The sequence below is a fragment of the Kitasatospora sp. NBC_01560 genome (assembly GCF_045208415.1).
Lineage (GTDB): Bacteria > Actinomycetota > Actinomycetes > Streptomycetales > Streptomycetaceae > Kitasatospora.
This window is the reverse complement of sequence record NZ_CP109364.1, coordinates 8,123,386-8,139,528: the sequence shown is the minus strand read 5'-3', so window position 1 is coordinate 8,139,528 and position 16,143 is coordinate 8,123,386. Positions and strand designations below refer to the sequence as shown.

Sequence of the window (16,143 nt, the reverse complement as noted above, 5' to 3'; positions counted from 1 at the left end):
CGGCCCGCGGAGGCACCGGACCGGCGGAGAGCGGACCGGCGGGTCAGGCCCAGAGGTGGTCGCCGAGGGTGGTGCCCTCCGGGGCACCGGGGAGGACGTAGGCGACGGCGGAGGCGGTGTGTTCGACGAAGGGGTTGAGCGCGTCGCGCTCGGCGAGGCGGTTCTGGACGCGGGTGAACTGGCCGGGGTCGCGCATGAAGGCGCAGAACAGCAACCCGCTGTCGCCGGGGGCGTCGTCGTAGCTGTAGCCACGGCGCAGCATCCGGGCGCCGCCGTCGAGTCGGGGGCCGGTGAGGCGGACGTGGGCGGTGGCCGGGATGACGTAGGCGCCGTCGGGGTGCTTGGCGTAGAGGTCCGGCTCATCGTGCTCGGCGGTGCCGGTCAGCGGGGCGCCGTCACCGGCACGGCGGCCCATGACGAGGTTCTGCTTCTCCTCGGGGAGGGCGGCGAACGCCGCGGTGTCCATCCGGATCCGCCGGTAGACCAGGACGGTGGCGTTCTCGTGCGGCCCGGCCGGGCCCCAGACCCACTGGCGGGCGGCGTCCTCGTCGGGGTTGGCGGTGCCGTCCTTGAAGCCGAGCAGGTTGCGGGGCGTGGCGCCCGGTGCGGTCCGGGGCAGGAAGCCGGTCTGCGCCCAGCGGGGCGTGGCGCCGGCCTTCCGGGCCGCCGTGGTGGCGAGTTCGGCGACGACGGCGAGCGTCCAGTGGTCGGCGGCGCACAGTTGGAGCAGCAGGTCTCCGCCGCTGCGGGCCGGGTCGAGACGGTCGCCGGGGAACGGCGGGAGGTCGGCGAAGCCGGCGGGGAGGGCGAGCGCGAGCGCGAGCCGGGTGGTGAGGGCCGGGCCGAGGCCGACCAGCGAGGTGAGCCGGGGCGCGCCACCGTCGGTCCGCAGGCGCGGATCGGGCGTCGGTCCGGCCGCCGCGGCCAGGGTGCTGGTCCAGGCGGCGAGGAGGGTGCGCACGGCCTCGCGGTCCGTGGCGGCGGAGGTCGGTGGGAGGTCGAAGGCGAGCAGCTTCGTCGCCGGGAGCTGAGGAGCCGTCAGCCCGGCCTGCCGGGCGCCGTGGAAGGGGATCGGCGCCTCGGGCGGCGGCGCACCGGTGGTGGCGCCGGCGCGACCCGGGGTACGGTCGCCGCCCACCGCTTCGCCGACCGTCGCGCCGACACCGGCGGCGAGCACCGCCCCGGCCGCCAGCAACGCCCGCCGCCGCCCGACACCGGACCCGGCGGAGCGGTTCGACGGCGCATTCTCCGGTTCGGTCGGCATGCACCCTATTGGAGACGATAGAACACGTACCATGCAAATCAAGCTTCATGATTGCCAGTCACCTCGTCGGGCTGCTGTGGCCGTCGCGACCGCCGGGGCCGTCGCGGTCGCCCTGGCGGCCGCGGGGTGCTCCTCCAGCGGCCCGGCGGCGGAGGACGCCAAGCACCCGGCCGGGAACGTGGTCCGCGTGCCGGAGGACTTCCCCACCGTCCAGAAGGCGGTGGACGTCGCGCGCGAGGGCGACACGGTGCTGATCGGCCCCGGCACCTACCGCGAGAGTGTGCGCGTCACCCGGCGGAACGTGGTGGTGCGCGGCACGGACCGCTCCGCCGTGGTGTTCGACGGCGGGCTGAAGCTGGCCAACGGCATCACCGCCACCGGGCCCGGCTCGGTGGTGGAGAACCTCACCGTCCACGGCTACCTCGCCAACGGCGTGCTGTTCACCGGCGTCACCGACGAGAAGTTGCAGCAGCGCGGCGCGGGCGGCTCGGCGTACGACCCGCTGGACACCGCCCGCTTCCCGCCCGTGGAGGGCTTCCGGGCGACGCGGATCACGGCGTACAACAACGGCCTCTACGGCATCTACGCCTTCGACGCGCGGGCCGGGGTGATCGAGGAGTCCTACGCCTCCGGGCACGCCGACTCCGGCATCTACGTCGGCCAGTGCAAGCCGTGCGACACCCTGGTGCGCGGCAACACGGTGGAGCGGAACGCGGTCGGCATCGAGCTGACCAACGCCTCGGACGGGCTGTCGATCCTGGGCAACCGCGCGGCGGGCAACCGGGTGGGCGTCACGGTGAACTCCAACGACCTGGAGGCGCTGGCACCGCAGCACGGCGCGGTGATCGCGGGCAACGTCGTCGTCGACAACAACGCCGCCGACTCGCCCGAGCAGGCGGACGGCGGCTTCGGCATCGGGATCGGCATCGGCGGAGGCACCGCGAACCGGGTGGAGCGCAACCTCGTCCGGGGCAATCGCGCCGCCGGTGTGGTCGTCACCGACCCGGCGGGCCACCCGGCGAGCGGCAACCGGGTGGAGGGCAACCAGGTGGACGGCAACGGCGCCGATCTGGTGCTCGCCTCCGTCGACCCCGGCAACTGCTTCAGCGGCAACCGGCCGGTCAGGCAGAGCCCGGAGGGCCTGGAGGCCGCGGCGGCGTGCGGCGGACCGGGGCGCGGGCCGCTGTCCGCCGGCCGGCCGGCGCCGGTCCAGGCGCCGCCGGGCGTTCCGTTCAGCAAGGTGCCCGCGCCGCCCGCGCAGCCGTCGCTGCCCGACCCGGCGGCGCCCGGCCGCCCGGCGACCGGCCTGCCGGGGGCGGTGGACCCGGGCGCTTACCCGCTCCCGACGGACCCCGCCGCGTTGCCGCCGCAGCCGGCGGGGTGACGGACGCGCGGGACGGCCGGCGGCTTACGGCGGGTGACGGGTGGCGGACCGACGGCGAGCCGGCTTCAGCCGGTGAGCCAGGGGGCCTCGGGGAGCTTGGCGGTGTCGTCACGCCCGGCGAACTCGACCGTGGCCGGGGTGCCCAGACCCGGCATCCGCATCGTCACCCGCCGCAGCCCGCCGTCGTCGTCGACCCAGTAGGTCAGCGGCGACCGCTCGCCGTCGGGCGCCGCACCCTGGGCGCGCGGACCGGCGAACCGGTCGTGACCGCGGCCGTCGAGGCGGTCGCGGCCGAGCCACCGCGCGCCGGACTGGGCCAGCAGCAGCGGGTTGTCGGGCCGGTCGGCGCCGAGCTGGACGATCAGCTGGAGCCCGGCGTCCAGCGGGTCCGCGGTGTAGGCGCGCGGGGACCAGCCCTGCCGGGGGACGCGCTCGGCCTGCTGCCAGGCCGGGCCGTCGGCGCCGGCCGGTTCGGGGGCGAGCCCGAGGCCGCCGGCGTCCCAGACCACCAGGCCGTGGTCGAGCGGGCCGTTCGCCCCGGTGACCCGGTAGCGGCCGGTGCCGCGGCGGGTGCGGTAGTCCACGACGCCCTCGACCCGGACGTCGACGCCCCCGCCCTCCGCCGCGGTGAGCGTCACCGCGACCGGACTGGCCTCGAAGAGGTTCAGCCGCGACAGGGCCAGCCGGGAGGCCTCGTCGACGGTCACCGCCCGCTCGCCCGGCTCGTCGGCGGCGGTGCGGTAGGCGACCAGGCCGCCCGCGGTGGCGCACACCGCGAGGGCGACCAGGCTCCCGAGCCAGACGGTCCGACGACGCGGCCGGGGGGTGTCGGCCTTCGTCTTCCGGGCCATGCGTGTGCCTTCTCTCGTCGGTCGGTCAGTAGGGCGTCGGTCGGTAGGGCGTCGGCCGGTCGACCAGTCGGTTGTCGGGCATCGATCGGTTGTCGGCCGGTCGATCACACCACACGGGCGGGTCCGCAGACTTGAGGTCCGCGGACCCGCCCGATCAGTACCGGCGCCTCGGCGGCGGTACCCGCCCGGGCCGGTGCGGGCCCGGGCGGGGGTGGGCTACCGGAAGTGGATCACCGGCTACCGCTGCTGGGCCCGGCGCCGGCGCGCCAGCAGCACGAACACCGCGCCGAGGCCGGCCAGCGTTCCCGCACCGGCCAGCATCACCGGGATTCCCTCGTTCGCACCGGTGCTGGCCAGGTGCGATCCGGGGGCGGGCCGCGGCGCGGGCGGCGTCACCGCCGGGGACGGCAGCGTCGGGGCCTGCGTCTGCGTCGGAGCCTGCGTCGGCGTCGGCGTCGGGGCCGGCGTCTCGGTGGGCGTCGCCGTCGGGGTGGGCGTCGGCGTCGGGATCAGCCGGTTGACGGCCGTCACCTCGACTCCGGTGGCGAGATTCTCGGCGTTCAGCACCAGCGGCCCGAACACCGTGCTCTCCGGCGCGGAGTAGCCCTCGGGCGGGCTCACCTCCTGCCAGTAGTACGTCCCCGGCGCACCGCTGCCCGTGCAGAGACCGTCGGCCCCGGTGGTGCAGGGGTCGCCGACCGCCGTGTCGGCCTTGTCCCCGGTGCTCTGCAGCCCGTCGGTGCCGTTGGTCTCCTTCCAGAGCCGGAACTTCGCGCCCGCCAGCGGCTTGCCGTCCTGGTCGTGCTTGACCAGGCGCAGCGCGCCCTCCTGCTGCCGGAACCCGAAGTCGTAGGTGTGGTCGTTCTCGCCCGGTCCACCCGTGGTCAGCGCCCGTTCGGCGTACTGCCCGCCCGCCGGGACGACACCCTTGGAGTCGATGAAGGCGTTGTCGCCGACGTCCGCGGCGGTCGGCACCCACTGGTACAGCGGGCCGCCCTTGGCGTAGTCGGCGGGGTTGTCGAGGCGGACGGTGTACTTCGTGCGCGGCTTGAGGCCGCCGGTGACGTTGGAGTCGTCGAAGTAGTACTCACCGCGCGCGGTGGTCCTGGTGGTGCCGACGAGCTTCCCCGCCTCGTCGTACAGGTCGACGGTCGCCCCCGGTACGGGGCGCTGGCCCGGACGCTGGATGCCGCTGCGCTCGGGGTCGTACCAGACCCGGTTGCCGATCTGGAGCGGGGCCTGGTCGCAGAGCACCTCGAGGTCGCCCATCGAGGCGCCCTTGCCGAACGGGGCGACCTCGCCCGGCGGGGTGAGCCGGAAGCCGAACTTCGGGTCCTGCGCGCCGTTCCGCTGGAGGAACGACGTGCCGTAGCCGAGCGCGGTGTGGTTGGGGTCGAAGGCGGAGGTCGCGATGGTGTTCTCGACCTTGGAGTCGGCCATGCCCGCGAACGCCGTGTTGCGGTGACCACCCCAGGTGGTGTCGAAGAAGCGGGTGCCCCGGGGGGAGAGTCCGCAACCGCCGTTGGTGTCCATCACGTAGGTGCCGTTCGCCGGGCAGGCCTTGTTGAGGTCACCGCCCGACATGACGGAGGAGTAGGGGACACCGGACGGCCCGCGGTCGGCGAAGCGGTCGCGGAAGGCGAGCAGCATCGACCCGTCGGTCTCGAACGCGATCTCGCCGAGCTCCGGTTCGGGCTGGGCGATGGTGGCGTTGCCGCACGCGTTGCCGTTCTGCGAGGTCGGCCACGTGTTGGTCCACGGGAACCAGGCCGCCCCGTCGCAGGGGCCCCCTCCGACGGTCGTCTGGCGCGGGTAGTCCAGCGGCTGGTTCAGGACCGGCGCCGCGAAGGCGCCGGTGGCCAGGTCGAACGGCAGCACCACGGCGTGCAGGTCGGAGGCCTTGCCGGTCGACTCGCCCGAACAGACGCCGCCGAGGTAGCCGGTGCCGTCCTGGAGGCCGAGGCCGAACGGGCGCCAGTCCCCGGCCGCCGGGCAGCCCGGGTCCGGGACGGGGTAGACGGCCTTCGGCGCGGCGGCCGTGGGCGCGGTGGCGTCGTAGCGGTAGAGCTTGCGGTCGTGGAGATTGACGACGAAGAGGTCCTTGCCGTCGTCGGTGACCTTGATGCCGCCGAGGCTCTCCTTGCCCGGCACCGCGAGGAACGCGTCGTCGGTGCCGCCGCCGTGGACGGTCGTGCCGGTGTCCGGGACGGTGGCGAACAGCGTGGTCCGCTTCGTCCCGACGTCGGTCACGTAGATCCCGCCCGCGCCGCCGGGGCCGTAGTCCGTGGTGCGCTTGGCGACGGCCGAGGAGAACACCCGCCGGTCGGCCCGGCTCCACGCGATGCCGAACAGCGTGCCGGTCTCGGCGTTGGTGGCGATGTTCGTGGCGTTCGCGTCCACGCCGTCCTGGCCGCGCGCGCTGTACGGGAAGGAGACCAGCGTGCGCTGCGTCCCGCCCTCGCGCGTCGCGGGCTGACAGGTGGTCACCAGGGTGGCGTTCTTCTGGCAGTAGTCGCCGGGGCTCCACAGTCCGGTGGTGAGCGCCGCGTTCTTGCCTCCGGAGAGGTCGACGAACTCCTCGTTGCTGCTGAGCTGGTTGGGCGCGCCGTCCAGACCCTGGCGGGAGGCGAAGGCCGGGTAGAGCTTGCCCGGCTTCGGATTCACCACCTGGACGCGGTACTTGCCGCCGGTGAGCCCGTTGCCCGGCACCAGCGTCACCGTGCCGTCCGCCGCCGTGGTGCCCTCGACGCCGGCGCCCGCGTCGTCGGTGAGGGTCACCTTCACGCCGGCCATCCCGGGCTCCAGCGCGGGCGTCCACACCCCGGTGGTGTCCACGGCCCGCACCACGCGGACCGTCACCGTCCCGTCGGCCGCCTGCGGGAACGCGGCCGGGGCGGCCAGCAGCGAGCATGCCCCGATCCCGAGGAGCAACGCCGCGGCGCCACCCACGGTACGGCGGCCGAGCACACCCGGCCGCCGCCGCTCCGGGCCGCGCGCGGCACCGGAATCCTGTTCACGTGTGGTTGTCATCCCTGCTCTCATTGTGCAGTTGGGCCTGCCGCCCCGACCCGCGAGGACTTCGCGCGTGGCGGAAAGCCGCCATTGGTAAGGGGAGCCTAAAGGGATTTCGGACAAGTTCGCAGGGAAACCAGGAACTTTGACGACCAGTCAGGTACGTGGACGCACGTGCGCGACGGTGGGACCATCGGCACGAGGAGCACTGGCGGCGGGATCACCGCGGGCCGGCCCGGTGGCCGCCGGTCCGGCTCGTCGCCATCCCGATTCCCGCTGATCACGAACCGCATGACGCTGCCCCCGCCGGCTGCGCAACAGGTGGGGTCAACGGCGTCCCGACAGGATCGGGTCGGCGGGCTCGACGGCCACGTACGTCTCGGCCGTCCTTGCTTCCAGCAGCCCGCCGGCTTCGGGCCGCTCCACCGCCAGGCGAGCGCCGCGCAGGAGCCCGGTCGGAACCTCCTGGGTCGCATACGCGCGGGCCATCTCCCGCCTGGCCGCCGCCAGCCTTTCGTCCTCGCGCTCGTAGTAGGTGCGCCGCGCCTCGCGGCTCATCTCCTCGCGTACCTCGTCCTCCCCGCGCCGCGAGAGGAACGGGTCCGCCGAGAACAGAGGCTCCTCCCCGGGGATGTCCGCCTGGACCTGGTGCAGGCGGGCGCAGGCTGCGTACAGGCCACGCGACAGACCCAGGTGGACACCGATGCCAGGGATGCGTCCCACCACGAACTCCCGAACAGCCGGGCCCCGTTCCTGCCGGATCCACTCGTAGGGCACTCCTTCGTCCAGCAGCAGGCCGCGCAGCTCACGCGTACCGGCGTCCCGCTCCAGCGGCCTCGTCCTGCCCACTCGTCCAGGCCGCCCGGCCGGTTCCGTCCCCGTTTCCGCCAGCGGCACGATCCGCAGATCCTGCACCGCACCGAACGCCAGCGCCCGGAACACGAGCAACTGGTCCCGCGCGACGCTCAGCAGTTCGTCGGGGGACTCGTCCAGCGGGGGCACGCCCGGACCGCTCGGGGGGTCCGGCAGGGAGTGGACGCCGCCGCCCGGGGAGGGGCCGGCGAGAGCGGTGTGCACCATCATCACCAGATGGTCGTCCTCCCATCGGCCGGGCTCCGGCAGGACCGTTCCGCAGAGCACCTGCCGGTGCGGCACGGCGATCTCCGCACTCGCCTGATTCAGCTGCTCCTGCCCGCTGCGCATGCCGGCCGCGCCCAGTGACTTGCGTGCCTTGGCCTCGATCAGCCACGGCAGCCCCTCGGCCACATGGTTGCCGTAGAGGTCGGGGAGCTTCTTCGCCGGGTCCGTCAGCGCGGGGATCCCGCACGCCTCCAGGTGCACGGTGGCCGGCAGCCCGGCCATGCCAACGGTCAACCACTGGGCCATCGTCATGCCGAGGTGGTAACCGAAGGCGGCGTGGGCGCTGCGCTCCGTGCCGTGGCGGTAGACGGCGTTCACGAACAGACGACGCCCCGCCGCTGCCAAGGGCGCCGGGACGTCCTTGAGCGACAGGTACGCCTGCAGCGGGGCGACGCGGGCGATGAGTTCGTTGACGGCGAAGGCCGGCGTCTTGCGCAGCCAGGGCGCCAGGTCGCGCCCGGCGCCGGCCGCCGCAGTCACGAGCTGACGCCAGGTGGTCGTCGCCAGGTACTCGCCGTCCACCGGCAGCACGTCAGCAGTCGGCCACGGCTGCACGGCCTTGGGCGCCTTCCTACGGTCCCATTTCGACAGATTTCCGTCGGATAGCACGCGAACCGGGACATCGAGTGCGTCGCTCAGCGCGAAGGTGAAGTCTGCGGCATCGGCAGGAGGGATCATCGCCATGCAAGGAGCCTGCCAGAACGCTACGGACGGGGCCCTACCAACCCTTGACTCCCCAAACCGGACAGAAGGCGGTCGTCGCGGGGCCGAGTACTTCGTGCACGGCATCAGGTTGACGCTCGACAGATCCGCGGACCACCCGGACGCGACCTCCGAGCCGGTGACCGTCACCGGCGTCTCCGACGCGAAGGTGTGGACCCCGACCGGCTGAGCGACCCGGCCAACACGTGAGCGGCTGTGTGAGCGGGGGGCTGGGAGGCTGGCGGCTCCGCTGCCCCTCTCTTCTAGGACCGCCCCGAGACGAGGTCCGCGAGGCGGGCGATCGGGGAGGTGGTCGGGCGGCCGGCGGATTCCTGGTGGTCGGCGGCGTGGTAGGCGGCGTAGAGCGCGTGCACACCGAGCCAGCGCAGCGGTTCGGGCTCCCAGCGGCGGACGGTGTGGCCGACCCAGGGCAGCCGGGTGAGTTCGGTGTCCCGGCCGAGGACGAGGTCGCGCAGGGTGCGGCCGGCGAGGTTGGCGGTGGTGACGCCGCTGCCGACGTAGCCGCCCGCCCAGCCGAGGCCGGTGGCGCGGTCGAGCTCGACGGTGGCGCACCAGTCGCGGGGGACGCCCAGCACGCCGGCCCAGGCGTGGTCGATCCGGGCCTCCGCGGCGGCGGGGAAGAAGCTGTCCAGGATCGCGCGGAGCTGGCGGACGGTGGCCGGCTGGGTGGTGCCGTCGGAGTCGGTGCGCGAGCCGTAGCGGTAGGGGACGCCGCGCCCGCCGAGGGCGATCCGGTCGTCGGCGGTGCGCTGCGCGTACATGTAGGCGTGGGCGAAGTCGCCGAGCACCTCGCGGCCCGCCCAGCCGGCCTGCTGCCAGAAGGACTCCGGCAGCGGTTCGGTGGCGATCATCGCGGAGTTCATCGGCAGCCAGGTGCGCCGCTCGCCGCTCAGCCCGGCGGTGAAGCCCTCGGTGGCGCGCAGCACGTGCTCGGCCGTGACGGTGCCGTGCGGGGTGACGGCGCGGGCGCGGCGGCCCGGCCCGGCGGGGTGGAGGGCGGTGACCTCGGTCTGTTCGTGGATCCGGACGCCGAGGTCCGTGACGACCCGGGCCAGGCCGCGGGCCAGGCCGGCGGGCTGGATCCGCGCGCCGTACGGCGTCCAGGTGCCGCCGAGGGCGCCGGCGATCCGGATCCGCTCGGTGGTCTCGGCGGCCGTGAGCAGCTGGATGCGGTCGGGGCCGTACGCCGCCTCGGTCCGCGCGAAGGCCTGCAGCCGGACGAGCTGGGCGGGCGTCCGCGCGACCTCCACGACCCCGCCGCGGACGATGTCGGCCTCGATGCCCTCGGCGGCGGCGGTGTCGGCCACCTCGCCGACCGCCAGGTCCATCGTCCGCTGCATCGCGGCGGCCGGGCCCGGCCCGTAGCGGCGGGCGAAGGCGGAGCGCCCGGCGAATCCGTTGTACAGCCAGCCGCCGTTGCGCCCGGAGGCGCCGTACCCGCAGAACCGGCGCTCCAGCAGGGTGATCCGCAGCCCGGGGTCGGCCTTCTTCAGGTAGTACGCCGTCCAGAGCCCGGTGTAGCCGCCGCCGACGATGCAGACGTCGACGTCGGCGTCGCCCGGGAGCGCCGGCCGGGGCTCGGGCAGCCCGTCCGCCGCGTACCAGAACGACACTCCGCCGTTCACGGCCGGGGTGTCTTCGCCGTTGCGCGTCACGGGAAACCTGCCTTCGCTCGGTGATCTCCCCGGACGCTACGCCGGGCCCTCCGCCCGGGCCACCGGCACGCTGCCAGGATCCGGCGGCCCGCCCCTGCACAGTGTCAGGCCCGGCCGGGGGTGCTCGACGGATCGGCGCGGCGGACGGCGGGCGGCGGGCGGCGGGCGTGGTGCGCCTGCCCGCCGCCCGCCTCCTCGTCCACCGTGACGCACTCCCCGGTGCCCGGGTGCGCCGGGCCCTGTCCGGGCTAGCCGATCGTCGAGGCCTCGACGGGCGCGGAGAGCGGAATGGTCTCGCCCGCGACCCCGGCCTTGACGAACTGCCAGGTGAGGCCGTTGATCACGCCCTGGCCGAGCGGGGCCAGCCGGGCGAACGCGGGCTGGCTGAGGTCGATGTGCGTCGAGTCGCAGGAGGGACACTTGTCCCGGACCGGCACGGTGACGGTCTTGCCGTTGTACGTCACCTTGACCGAGATGCCCTTGCAGAGCGGGTCGTTGTTGGGGTTGGCGGTGGTCCACCAGCTGTGCGGGACGGCCACCAGCATCTGGGTGGCGGCGTTGATCTGGGTGCCGCAGGCGCCGAACCCGGCGTCGTTGTAGTACGTGGCCTTGCCGGTCATCGGCTTGTTGATCGGGATCGCGGCGCTCGCCGTCCCCGCGGTGAGCGCGAGGAGCGCGGCCGCGGCGAGCGGGGCGCCGGCCAGGATCCTGGCGCTCCTGGAGCGCTTGAGGCTGGTGAGGCTGGTGGAGTTCTTGACGAGTCGCATGGTTCCCCTCCGGATTCGGCGCGCATCGGCGCACGTCGGCACAGGGAGGACTCCGCCGGCGAGCCGGATCGGCCCCGGCGCAGCGGAGTCGGCCCCTGCTGGGCTTGCCAGTGCCAGGACGCTATGCCGGTCCACCCAAGCCGGTCCAGACCTTTGATGTGTTGTCATGAACACCAGTGAGGATGCTTTACGAAAGCGGCCGAAGGCGGGACTATACGTGACCGCAGGATCCGCGGCGCGTTGTCAGGGCACGACCCGCACCCCAGGAGACCTCGTGCACCCCGCGCTTCGCACCGCCCTCACCCGCACCCTCACCGCCGCGCTCGTCGGCGCGGCCGCCCTCGGCACCGCGGCGGCGGCCGGGACCACCCCGGCCGCCGCCGCCCCACGCGAGGTGAACCAGGGCTACAGCATCCCGGTCGGCGGGGTCACCGACCTCGGCGCGCTGCCCGTACTCGGCAGCCTGGGGCTCGACTTCGCCCGACTGCTCGGGACGTGACGCCCCATCGGGCCACCGGCCAGCCGCCTGCCGCCTGCCGCCTGCCGCCTGCCGCCTGCCGGACGGTGACCCGTCGGTCGGTGACCCGTCGGCCGGCGGTGCCCCCCGGCCGGTGACCCGCCGACCGGCGCCCCGGCCGGCGGGCGACCCGAGCCGCGCCCTACCCGGCGATGTCGGCGAGCTGCGCCCAGAGCGCCCGCTCGGCCTCGCTCGGCGGGACGTGCCCGGCAGCGCACTCCGGGTGGGCCGCCGGCGGGCCCGACCCGGCGGACGGCCGACCGGGCAGCGCCGAGGACAGCCCGGGCCGGTGGAGCCGCCCGGGCTCGGCGAACATCCCCGCCCCGGCGGGCGGGGACGGCGGACACGGGCCGAGGCCCCAGCCGCACGCTAGCGCGGACAACCCCGGCAGCACCTGCTCGAACCAGCTCGCCCAGTACCGTCTCATCGCTCAACCATCCCCCTCCGAACGTCAGTCCAATCCCGGACCGATCCCCGTCCCGCCTCCCACCGCCCCCGTGGCGCCGGCCGGCCGACAGGCGAACAGCGCGCCCGAGAGCGGGTGTTCGGGCGTGCGGGCGGTGGTGATCCAGAGCGTGCGCAGATCAGGGCCGCCGAACGCGCAGCTCGTCGCGCGCGGAACGGGGAGCTCCACCGTGGCGAGCACCGCACCGTCCGTCGAGAGGCAGTGCACGGCGGCGCCGCCCCAGAACGCCACCCAGAGGTTCCCGTCCGCGTCGAGGCACATGCCGTCGGGCAGGCCGGGCAGGTGGGAGACGTCCAGCGAGCGGATCCGGCGGCCCACCGGACCGTGCTCGGGGTACTCGTAGAGGTCGATCCGCCGGGTCGGGGAGTCGATGTGCCAGAGCCGGTCCGGCTCGGGCCAGGCAATGCCGTTCGGCACGGACAGCCCGTCCAGTACCGGCCGGACGGTGCCGTCGCGCTCCAGCCGGTACAGCGGACCGGGCTCCCAGGGTTCGGACCGCAGCATCGTCCCGGCGACGGGGCGGCCGTACGGGTCACGGCCACCGTCGTTCATCCGGCGGTCCGGCCGGTCGGCCTCCACCGGGGCCAGCAACTCCGTCCGGCCGGTGGCGAAGTCCAGCAGCTCGAAACCGCGCTCGGTGGCCAGCACCGGTGGGCCGTCCGGACCGGTCATCAACGCGCCCGGCACGACGTCGAGTTCGGTCACGGTGACCCGGCCGTCCGACGGGTCGAGGGTGAGCACGCGGCGGTCGGGGATGCCGATCCAGTGCAGTCGGCGGGCGGCGGTGTCCCAGACCGGGCCCTCTCCGAGGGCGAGGTGCGGGGTGTCGGCGACGGGTTCGGCTCGCAAGGCGGGGTCCTCTTCTTCACTCGGGCAGCGGGGGCCGGCCTCTGAGCCGGTACCCGGGACGTTAGTGGGGCCGGCCGCGAACCGGCAGTGCCGTCACCGCCGCAGCGCCTCGGGCAGCATCGCGGCCGTGCCACCGTCCACCGGCCGGGCAGGCGTCGTGGGCGAACGAGGCGTCGTCGCCCGCCGGGAAGGCCACCGCGCGCGCCACTTCGGCCGCGCTGCCGGACCGGACGGGACCGGCAGGGCGGGGCCCGCAGGACTGCGCGGCGGCACCGAACAGCACCCGCGAGCGGTGCGGGACGCCTGCGGAGGCCCGTCGGCGTTTCTTCCGCTCCGAGAGTTAATAACTCCGGCAGGCCCGCAACAAGGTCGAATGCCCTCGTGACGCACGCCCGCCATCGCTCGGACACCGGCCGCAACGGGACGCAACACCACCGCAACTCTGCTGGCCAGCAGGCAGAACGGCGATTGACAGCAGGCCTCGCCGTTCAGCACGATGAGCGCCGAGCCCACTCGCAGCACGCCGGAAGGAGGGCCGATGACCGACGTACTCGGGGTCCCGTGCCCTGCCTGTCCCCGCCCCTGCCGCGGCCACGGCCGCAGCCGCTGTTGTCGCTGAACGCCCGCTCCCGCCCGTGTCCGTGCTGAGCCCGTACCGCTGATCCGGTAGAGCCCGGCGCCCGCCACCGGGCAAGGCGCCCACCGACCGTGCACCCGTCGGACACCCGTCCGCCGCGGCCGCACACCCGGCGCAACCGGCACCACCGGCACTCCCTGCACGGCACCGCACAGCACCGCGCTGCACCTGCATGCGCCGCGCCGCCCTGCGCCGTACCTCCCCGCACCCCCTCCCCCTGCCACACCGCCCCGCGCCGCGCGTTCCGTATCCGGTCCGCACCGCGCCGCGCCGGCCGGTCCTGCCACACGCCCGGCCTGCCCCACACCGGCACGGCCGGCCGGCCTCTCCCTCCCCGTTCGTTCCTTCACCGTCCCTTCCCCCTCCCCGCGAAAGCCGAGGTTCCGCCATGACCACCGCCCTCACCGAGCTCCGCATCACCCCGGCCGCCGGCCGGATCGGCGCGATCGTGCACGACGTCCGGCTCGGCGGCGACCTGCCCGCCGAGACCGTCGCCGCCGTCGAGGCCGCGCTGTACGAGCACAAGGTGCTGTTCTTCCGCGGCCAGAACCACCTGGACGACGCCGAACACGAGGCGTTCGCCCGCCTGTTGGGCCAGCCGGTCGGCCACCCGACGGTGCCGAGCGCGGACGGCCGGTACATCTTCGAGCTGGACGCCACCAAGGGTGTGCGCGCCAACAACTGGCACACCGACGTCACCTTCGTCCCGTCCTACCCGAAGGCCTCGATCCTCCGCTTGCTGGAGCTCCCGCCGGCCGGCGGCTCCACCGTCTGGGCCAACACCGTCGCCGCCTACCAGGACCTGCCGCAGCCGCTGAAGGTGCTGGCGGAGAGCCTGCGGGCGGTTCACACCAACGACTACGACTACGCGGCGAGCCTGGCCCTGCGGCCCGAGCTGGCCGACAACGCGGAGATCGCCAAGCTGTTCCGCCAGGTGTTCGTCTCGACCGCGTTCAAGACCGAGCACCCGCTGGTCCGCGTCCACCCGGTGACCGGCGAGAAGACGCTGCTGCTCGGCGCGTTCGCGCAGCGCATCCTGGGCGTGTCGGGGGCCGACAGCCGCGCCCTGATCGACCTCTTCCAGCGGTACGTCGAGCGGCTGGAGAACACCGTGCGCTGGGAGTGGCAGGTCGGCGACGTGGCGGTCTGGGACAACCGCGCCACCCAGCACTACGCCGTCAACGACTACGGCGACGAGCCGCGCCTGGTCCGCCGGATCACCCTCGACGGTGACCTTCCGGTGGGCGTGGACGGGACCCCGAGCCGCCTGCTGGAGCCGACCGAGCCGCCCAAGGTGGCCGGTCTCGTCCCGGCCGAGGAGCTGGAGGCATCCCTCCCGGCGTGAACCGACCGGCCCGGGCCCGGGCCGCCCGCCGTCCCCCGGGCCCGGGCCACTGCCCGCAGCCCCGCGACCCGCAGCCCTACAGCCCCGCAGCCCCGCAGCCCGAAAGGCACCCGCGATGTCCCGCGCGCTCACGCACCCCGCCCTCCGCCCCGCGGACGAGCGCCGGACCGGTGACGAGCGCCGCATCGGCGACGACCGGCGGGACGTCAACGCCGCCACCGTGCTGCGGACGGTGCTCGACCGCGGGCCGATCGCCCGCAGCCGGGTCGCCGCACTCACCGGGCTGAGCGCCTCCGCGGTGTCCCGGCAGGTGGTGGACCTCACCCGGATCGGACTGCTCTGCGAGCGGCCCGAGTTGACCGGCGGCAGGGCGGGCACGGTCGGGCGGCCGCAACTGCCGGTGGACGTCGACACCGGGCGGCTGGCGGTGGCGGGGCTGCACATCGGGGTGCCGTACACCACCTTCTCCCTGCTGGACCTGCGCGGAAACGTGCTCCACCGGCAGGAGTTGAGCAACCGGGGCCGGACGGGGCACGCCGTGCTCAAGCCGCTGCTGGAGCGGCTGCCCCGGCTGCTCGCCAAGGTGCCGGGCGGCCGAACGGTGGTCGGGCTCGGCGCCGTCACCGGTGGCACGGTCGATCCGGACCGTGGCATGACTGTTCGTCATGATCCTCTCCAGTGGCGGGACATGCCGCTCGGCGAGCTGCTCTCCCGGGCCTCCGGGCTGCCGGTGCGGGTGGACAACCACGCCAGGGCGCTCACCCAGGCGGAGATCCTCTTCGGGCACCCGGCCGCCCGCCGCTCCATGGTGCACCTCTTCGTCGGGCACGTGGTGGACGCGGCGCTCGCGGTGGCCGGCGTGGTGCACCTGGGCCCCGCCTCGGCCACCGGCGACGTCGCCCACCTGCCGGTGCCGGGCGACGACACGCTCTGCCACTGCGGCCGGACCGGCTGTCTGGCGGCCGCCGCCTCGGACACCACGCTCTTCGAGGCGGCGGCCGCGGACGGGATCACCTCCCGGCCCGACCGGGCCGAGCTGATCGCCGCCGTGCAGGCCGGGGACGAGCGGGCCGACCGCCTGGTCCGCCGCCGGGCCGCGATCGTCGGCCGGGCCCTCGCCCTGCTGGCGGACGTGGTCAACCCGGACCTGCTGGTGCTCACCGAGACCTTCGCGGTGCTCGATCCGGTCTACCTGGACGTGGTCCGGGCCGAGTTCGCGCTCCGCTCGCACCTGCACCGGGACGCCGACCTGCTGATCGCCCAGCGGCGCGGCGCCGACGTGCTCGCCGTGGCGGCCGGCGCCGCCGTCCTGGGCGTGCTGTACGCCCGGCCGCTCCAGGCGACGGCGTCCGCCCCGGCGCCGCCCGCCGGCGCCGGCCGGCTGCTGTGACCGAACGACCCCGCCACCCCGCCGCCCGGCACCGCACCACCCGATGACCCAGCCCCCTCCCCTCCCGCCGTTCCGCCCGCTCCCCTCCTGCCGCTCCTCCCCTCCCCCTCCCCTCCCACTCGCCTGCCCGACCACCCCGCCGA

At 74.7% G+C, this 16,143-nt stretch carries 12 protein-coding genes; 4 read left to right on the top strand and 8 right to left on the bottom strand.

Going from position 1 to position 16,143, the window contains the following annotated elements; all coding sequences use genetic code 11:
• Positions 1 to 43 precede the first annotated feature (43 nt).
• Complete coding sequence (locus OH807_RS35235; protein WP_406207617.1) at positions 44 to 1,264, bottom strand: Dyp-type peroxidase; 1,221 nt, start codon at positions 1,262 to 1,264, stop codon at positions 44 to 46.
• Between the two features lie 76 nt (positions 1,265 to 1,340).
• On the opposite strand from OH807_RS35235, the gene OH807_RS35230 reads away from it, so the two are divergent.
• Complete coding sequence (locus tag OH807_RS35230; RefSeq protein ID WP_406207615.1) at positions 1,341 to 2,648, top strand: right-handed parallel beta-helix repeat-containing protein; 1,308 nt, start codon at positions 1,341 to 1,343, stop codon at positions 2,646 to 2,648.
• A gap of 65 nt (positions 2,649 to 2,713) precedes the next feature.
• Here OH807_RS35230 and OH807_RS35225 read toward each other — a convergent pair whose 3' ends face one another.
• The 5 genes from OH807_RS35225 to OH807_RS35205 form a co-directional block, all read right to left on the bottom strand.
• On the bottom strand, positions 2,714 to 3,499 hold the full coding sequence (locus OH807_RS35225) for a hypothetical protein (protein ID WP_406207612.1): 786 nt from the start codon (positions 3,497 to 3,499) through the stop codon (positions 2,714 to 2,716).
• Positions 3,500 to 3,736: 237 nt separating this feature from the next.
• A complete protein-coding gene (locus OH807_RS35220; protein WP_406207610.1) occupies positions 3,737 to 6,529 on the bottom strand; it encodes an SdrD B-like domain-containing protein in 2,793 nt (930 codons plus the stop codon).
• Between the two features lie 309 nt (positions 6,530 to 6,838).
• Positions 6,839 to 8,335, bottom strand: coding sequence for a hypothetical protein (locus tag OH807_RS35215; RefSeq protein ID WP_406207608.1), 1,497 nt, complete (start codon positions 8,333 to 8,335; stop codon positions 6,839 to 6,841).
• A gap of 281 nt (positions 8,336 to 8,616) precedes the next feature.
• Positions 8,617 to 10,029: an NAD(P)/FAD-dependent oxidoreductase gene (locus OH807_RS35210; protein ID WP_406207605.1), complete on the bottom strand. Its 1,413-nt coding sequence runs from the start codon at positions 10,027 to 10,029 to the stop codon at positions 8,617 to 8,619.
• Between the two features lie 248 nt (positions 10,030 to 10,277).
• A complete protein-coding gene (locus OH807_RS35205; RefSeq protein ID WP_406207603.1) occupies positions 10,278 to 10,796 on the bottom strand; it encodes a cysteine/serine endopeptidase inhibitor in 519 nt (172 codons plus the stop codon).
• A gap of 274 nt (positions 10,797 to 11,070) precedes the next feature.
• Between OH807_RS35205 and OH807_RS35200 the strand changes: the two genes are divergently transcribed.
• Positions 11,071 to 11,295, top strand: coding sequence for a hypothetical protein (locus OH807_RS35200; RefSeq protein WP_406207601.1), 225 nt, complete (start codon positions 11,071 to 11,073; stop codon positions 11,293 to 11,295).
• Between the two features lie 160 nt (positions 11,296 to 11,455).
• Here the strand turns inward: OH807_RS35200 and OH807_RS35195 are convergent, their stop codons facing one another.
• Positions 11,456 to 11,740 carry a hypothetical protein gene (locus tag OH807_RS35195; protein ID WP_406207598.1) on the bottom strand — a complete coding sequence of 95 codons (285 nt, stop codon included), beginning with the start codon at positions 11,738 to 11,740 and terminating at the stop codon, positions 11,456 to 11,458.
• 24 nt (positions 11,741 to 11,764) lie between these two features.
• Positions 11,765 to 12,628, bottom strand: coding sequence for an SMP-30/gluconolactonase/LRE family protein (locus tag OH807_RS35190; protein ID WP_406207595.1), 864 nt, complete (start codon positions 12,626 to 12,628; stop codon positions 11,765 to 11,767).
• Between the two features lie 1,025 nt (positions 12,629 to 13,653).
• Between OH807_RS35190 and OH807_RS35185 the strand changes: the two genes are divergently transcribed.
• Positions 13,654 to 14,610, top strand: a complete 957-nt coding sequence (locus OH807_RS35185; RefSeq protein WP_406207593.1) for a TauD/TfdA dioxygenase family protein — start codon at positions 13,654 to 13,656, stop codon at positions 14,608 to 14,610.
• A gap of 115 nt (positions 14,611 to 14,725) precedes the next feature.
• Positions 14,726 to 16,000 (top strand): ROK family protein, encoded by a 1,275-nt coding sequence (locus OH807_RS35180; protein ID WP_406207590.1) that lies wholly within the window; start codon positions 14,726 to 14,728, stop codon positions 15,998 to 16,000.
• Positions 16,001 to 16,143 lie beyond the last annotated feature (143 nt).

Bases quoted from the DNA above. Each gene is read 5' to 3' on its own strand.
- OH807_RS35235 (WP_406207617.1), bottom strand. From the start codon at position 1,264: ATGCCGACCGAACCGGAGAATGCGCCGTCGAACCGCTCCGCCGGGTCC.
- OH807_RS35225 (WP_406207612.1), bottom strand. From the start codon at position 3,499: ATGGCCCGGAAGACGAAGGCCGACACCCCCCGGCCGCGTCGTCGGACC.
- OH807_RS35220 (WP_406207610.1), bottom strand. From the start codon at position 6,529: ATGACAACCACACGTGAACAGGATTCCGGTGCCGCGCGCGGCCCGGAG.
- OH807_RS35215 (WP_406207608.1), bottom strand. From the start codon at position 8,335: ATGGCGATGATCCCTCCTGCCGATGCCGCAGACTTCACCTTCGCGCTG.
- OH807_RS35205 (WP_406207603.1), bottom strand. From the start codon at position 10,796: ATGCGACTCGTCAAGAACTCCACCAGCCTCACCAGCCTCAAGCGCTCC.
- OH807_RS35195 (WP_406207598.1), bottom strand. From the start codon at position 11,740: ATGAGACGGTACTGGGCGAGCTGGTTCGAGCAGGTGCTGCCGGGGTTG.
- OH807_RS35185 (WP_406207593.1), top strand. From the start codon at position 13,654: ATGACCACCGCCCTCACCGAGCTCCGCATCACCCCGGCCGCCGGCCGG.
- OH807_RS35180 (WP_406207590.1), top strand. From the start codon at position 14,726: ATGTCCCGCGCGCTCACGCACCCCGCCCTCCGCCCCGCGGACGAGCGC.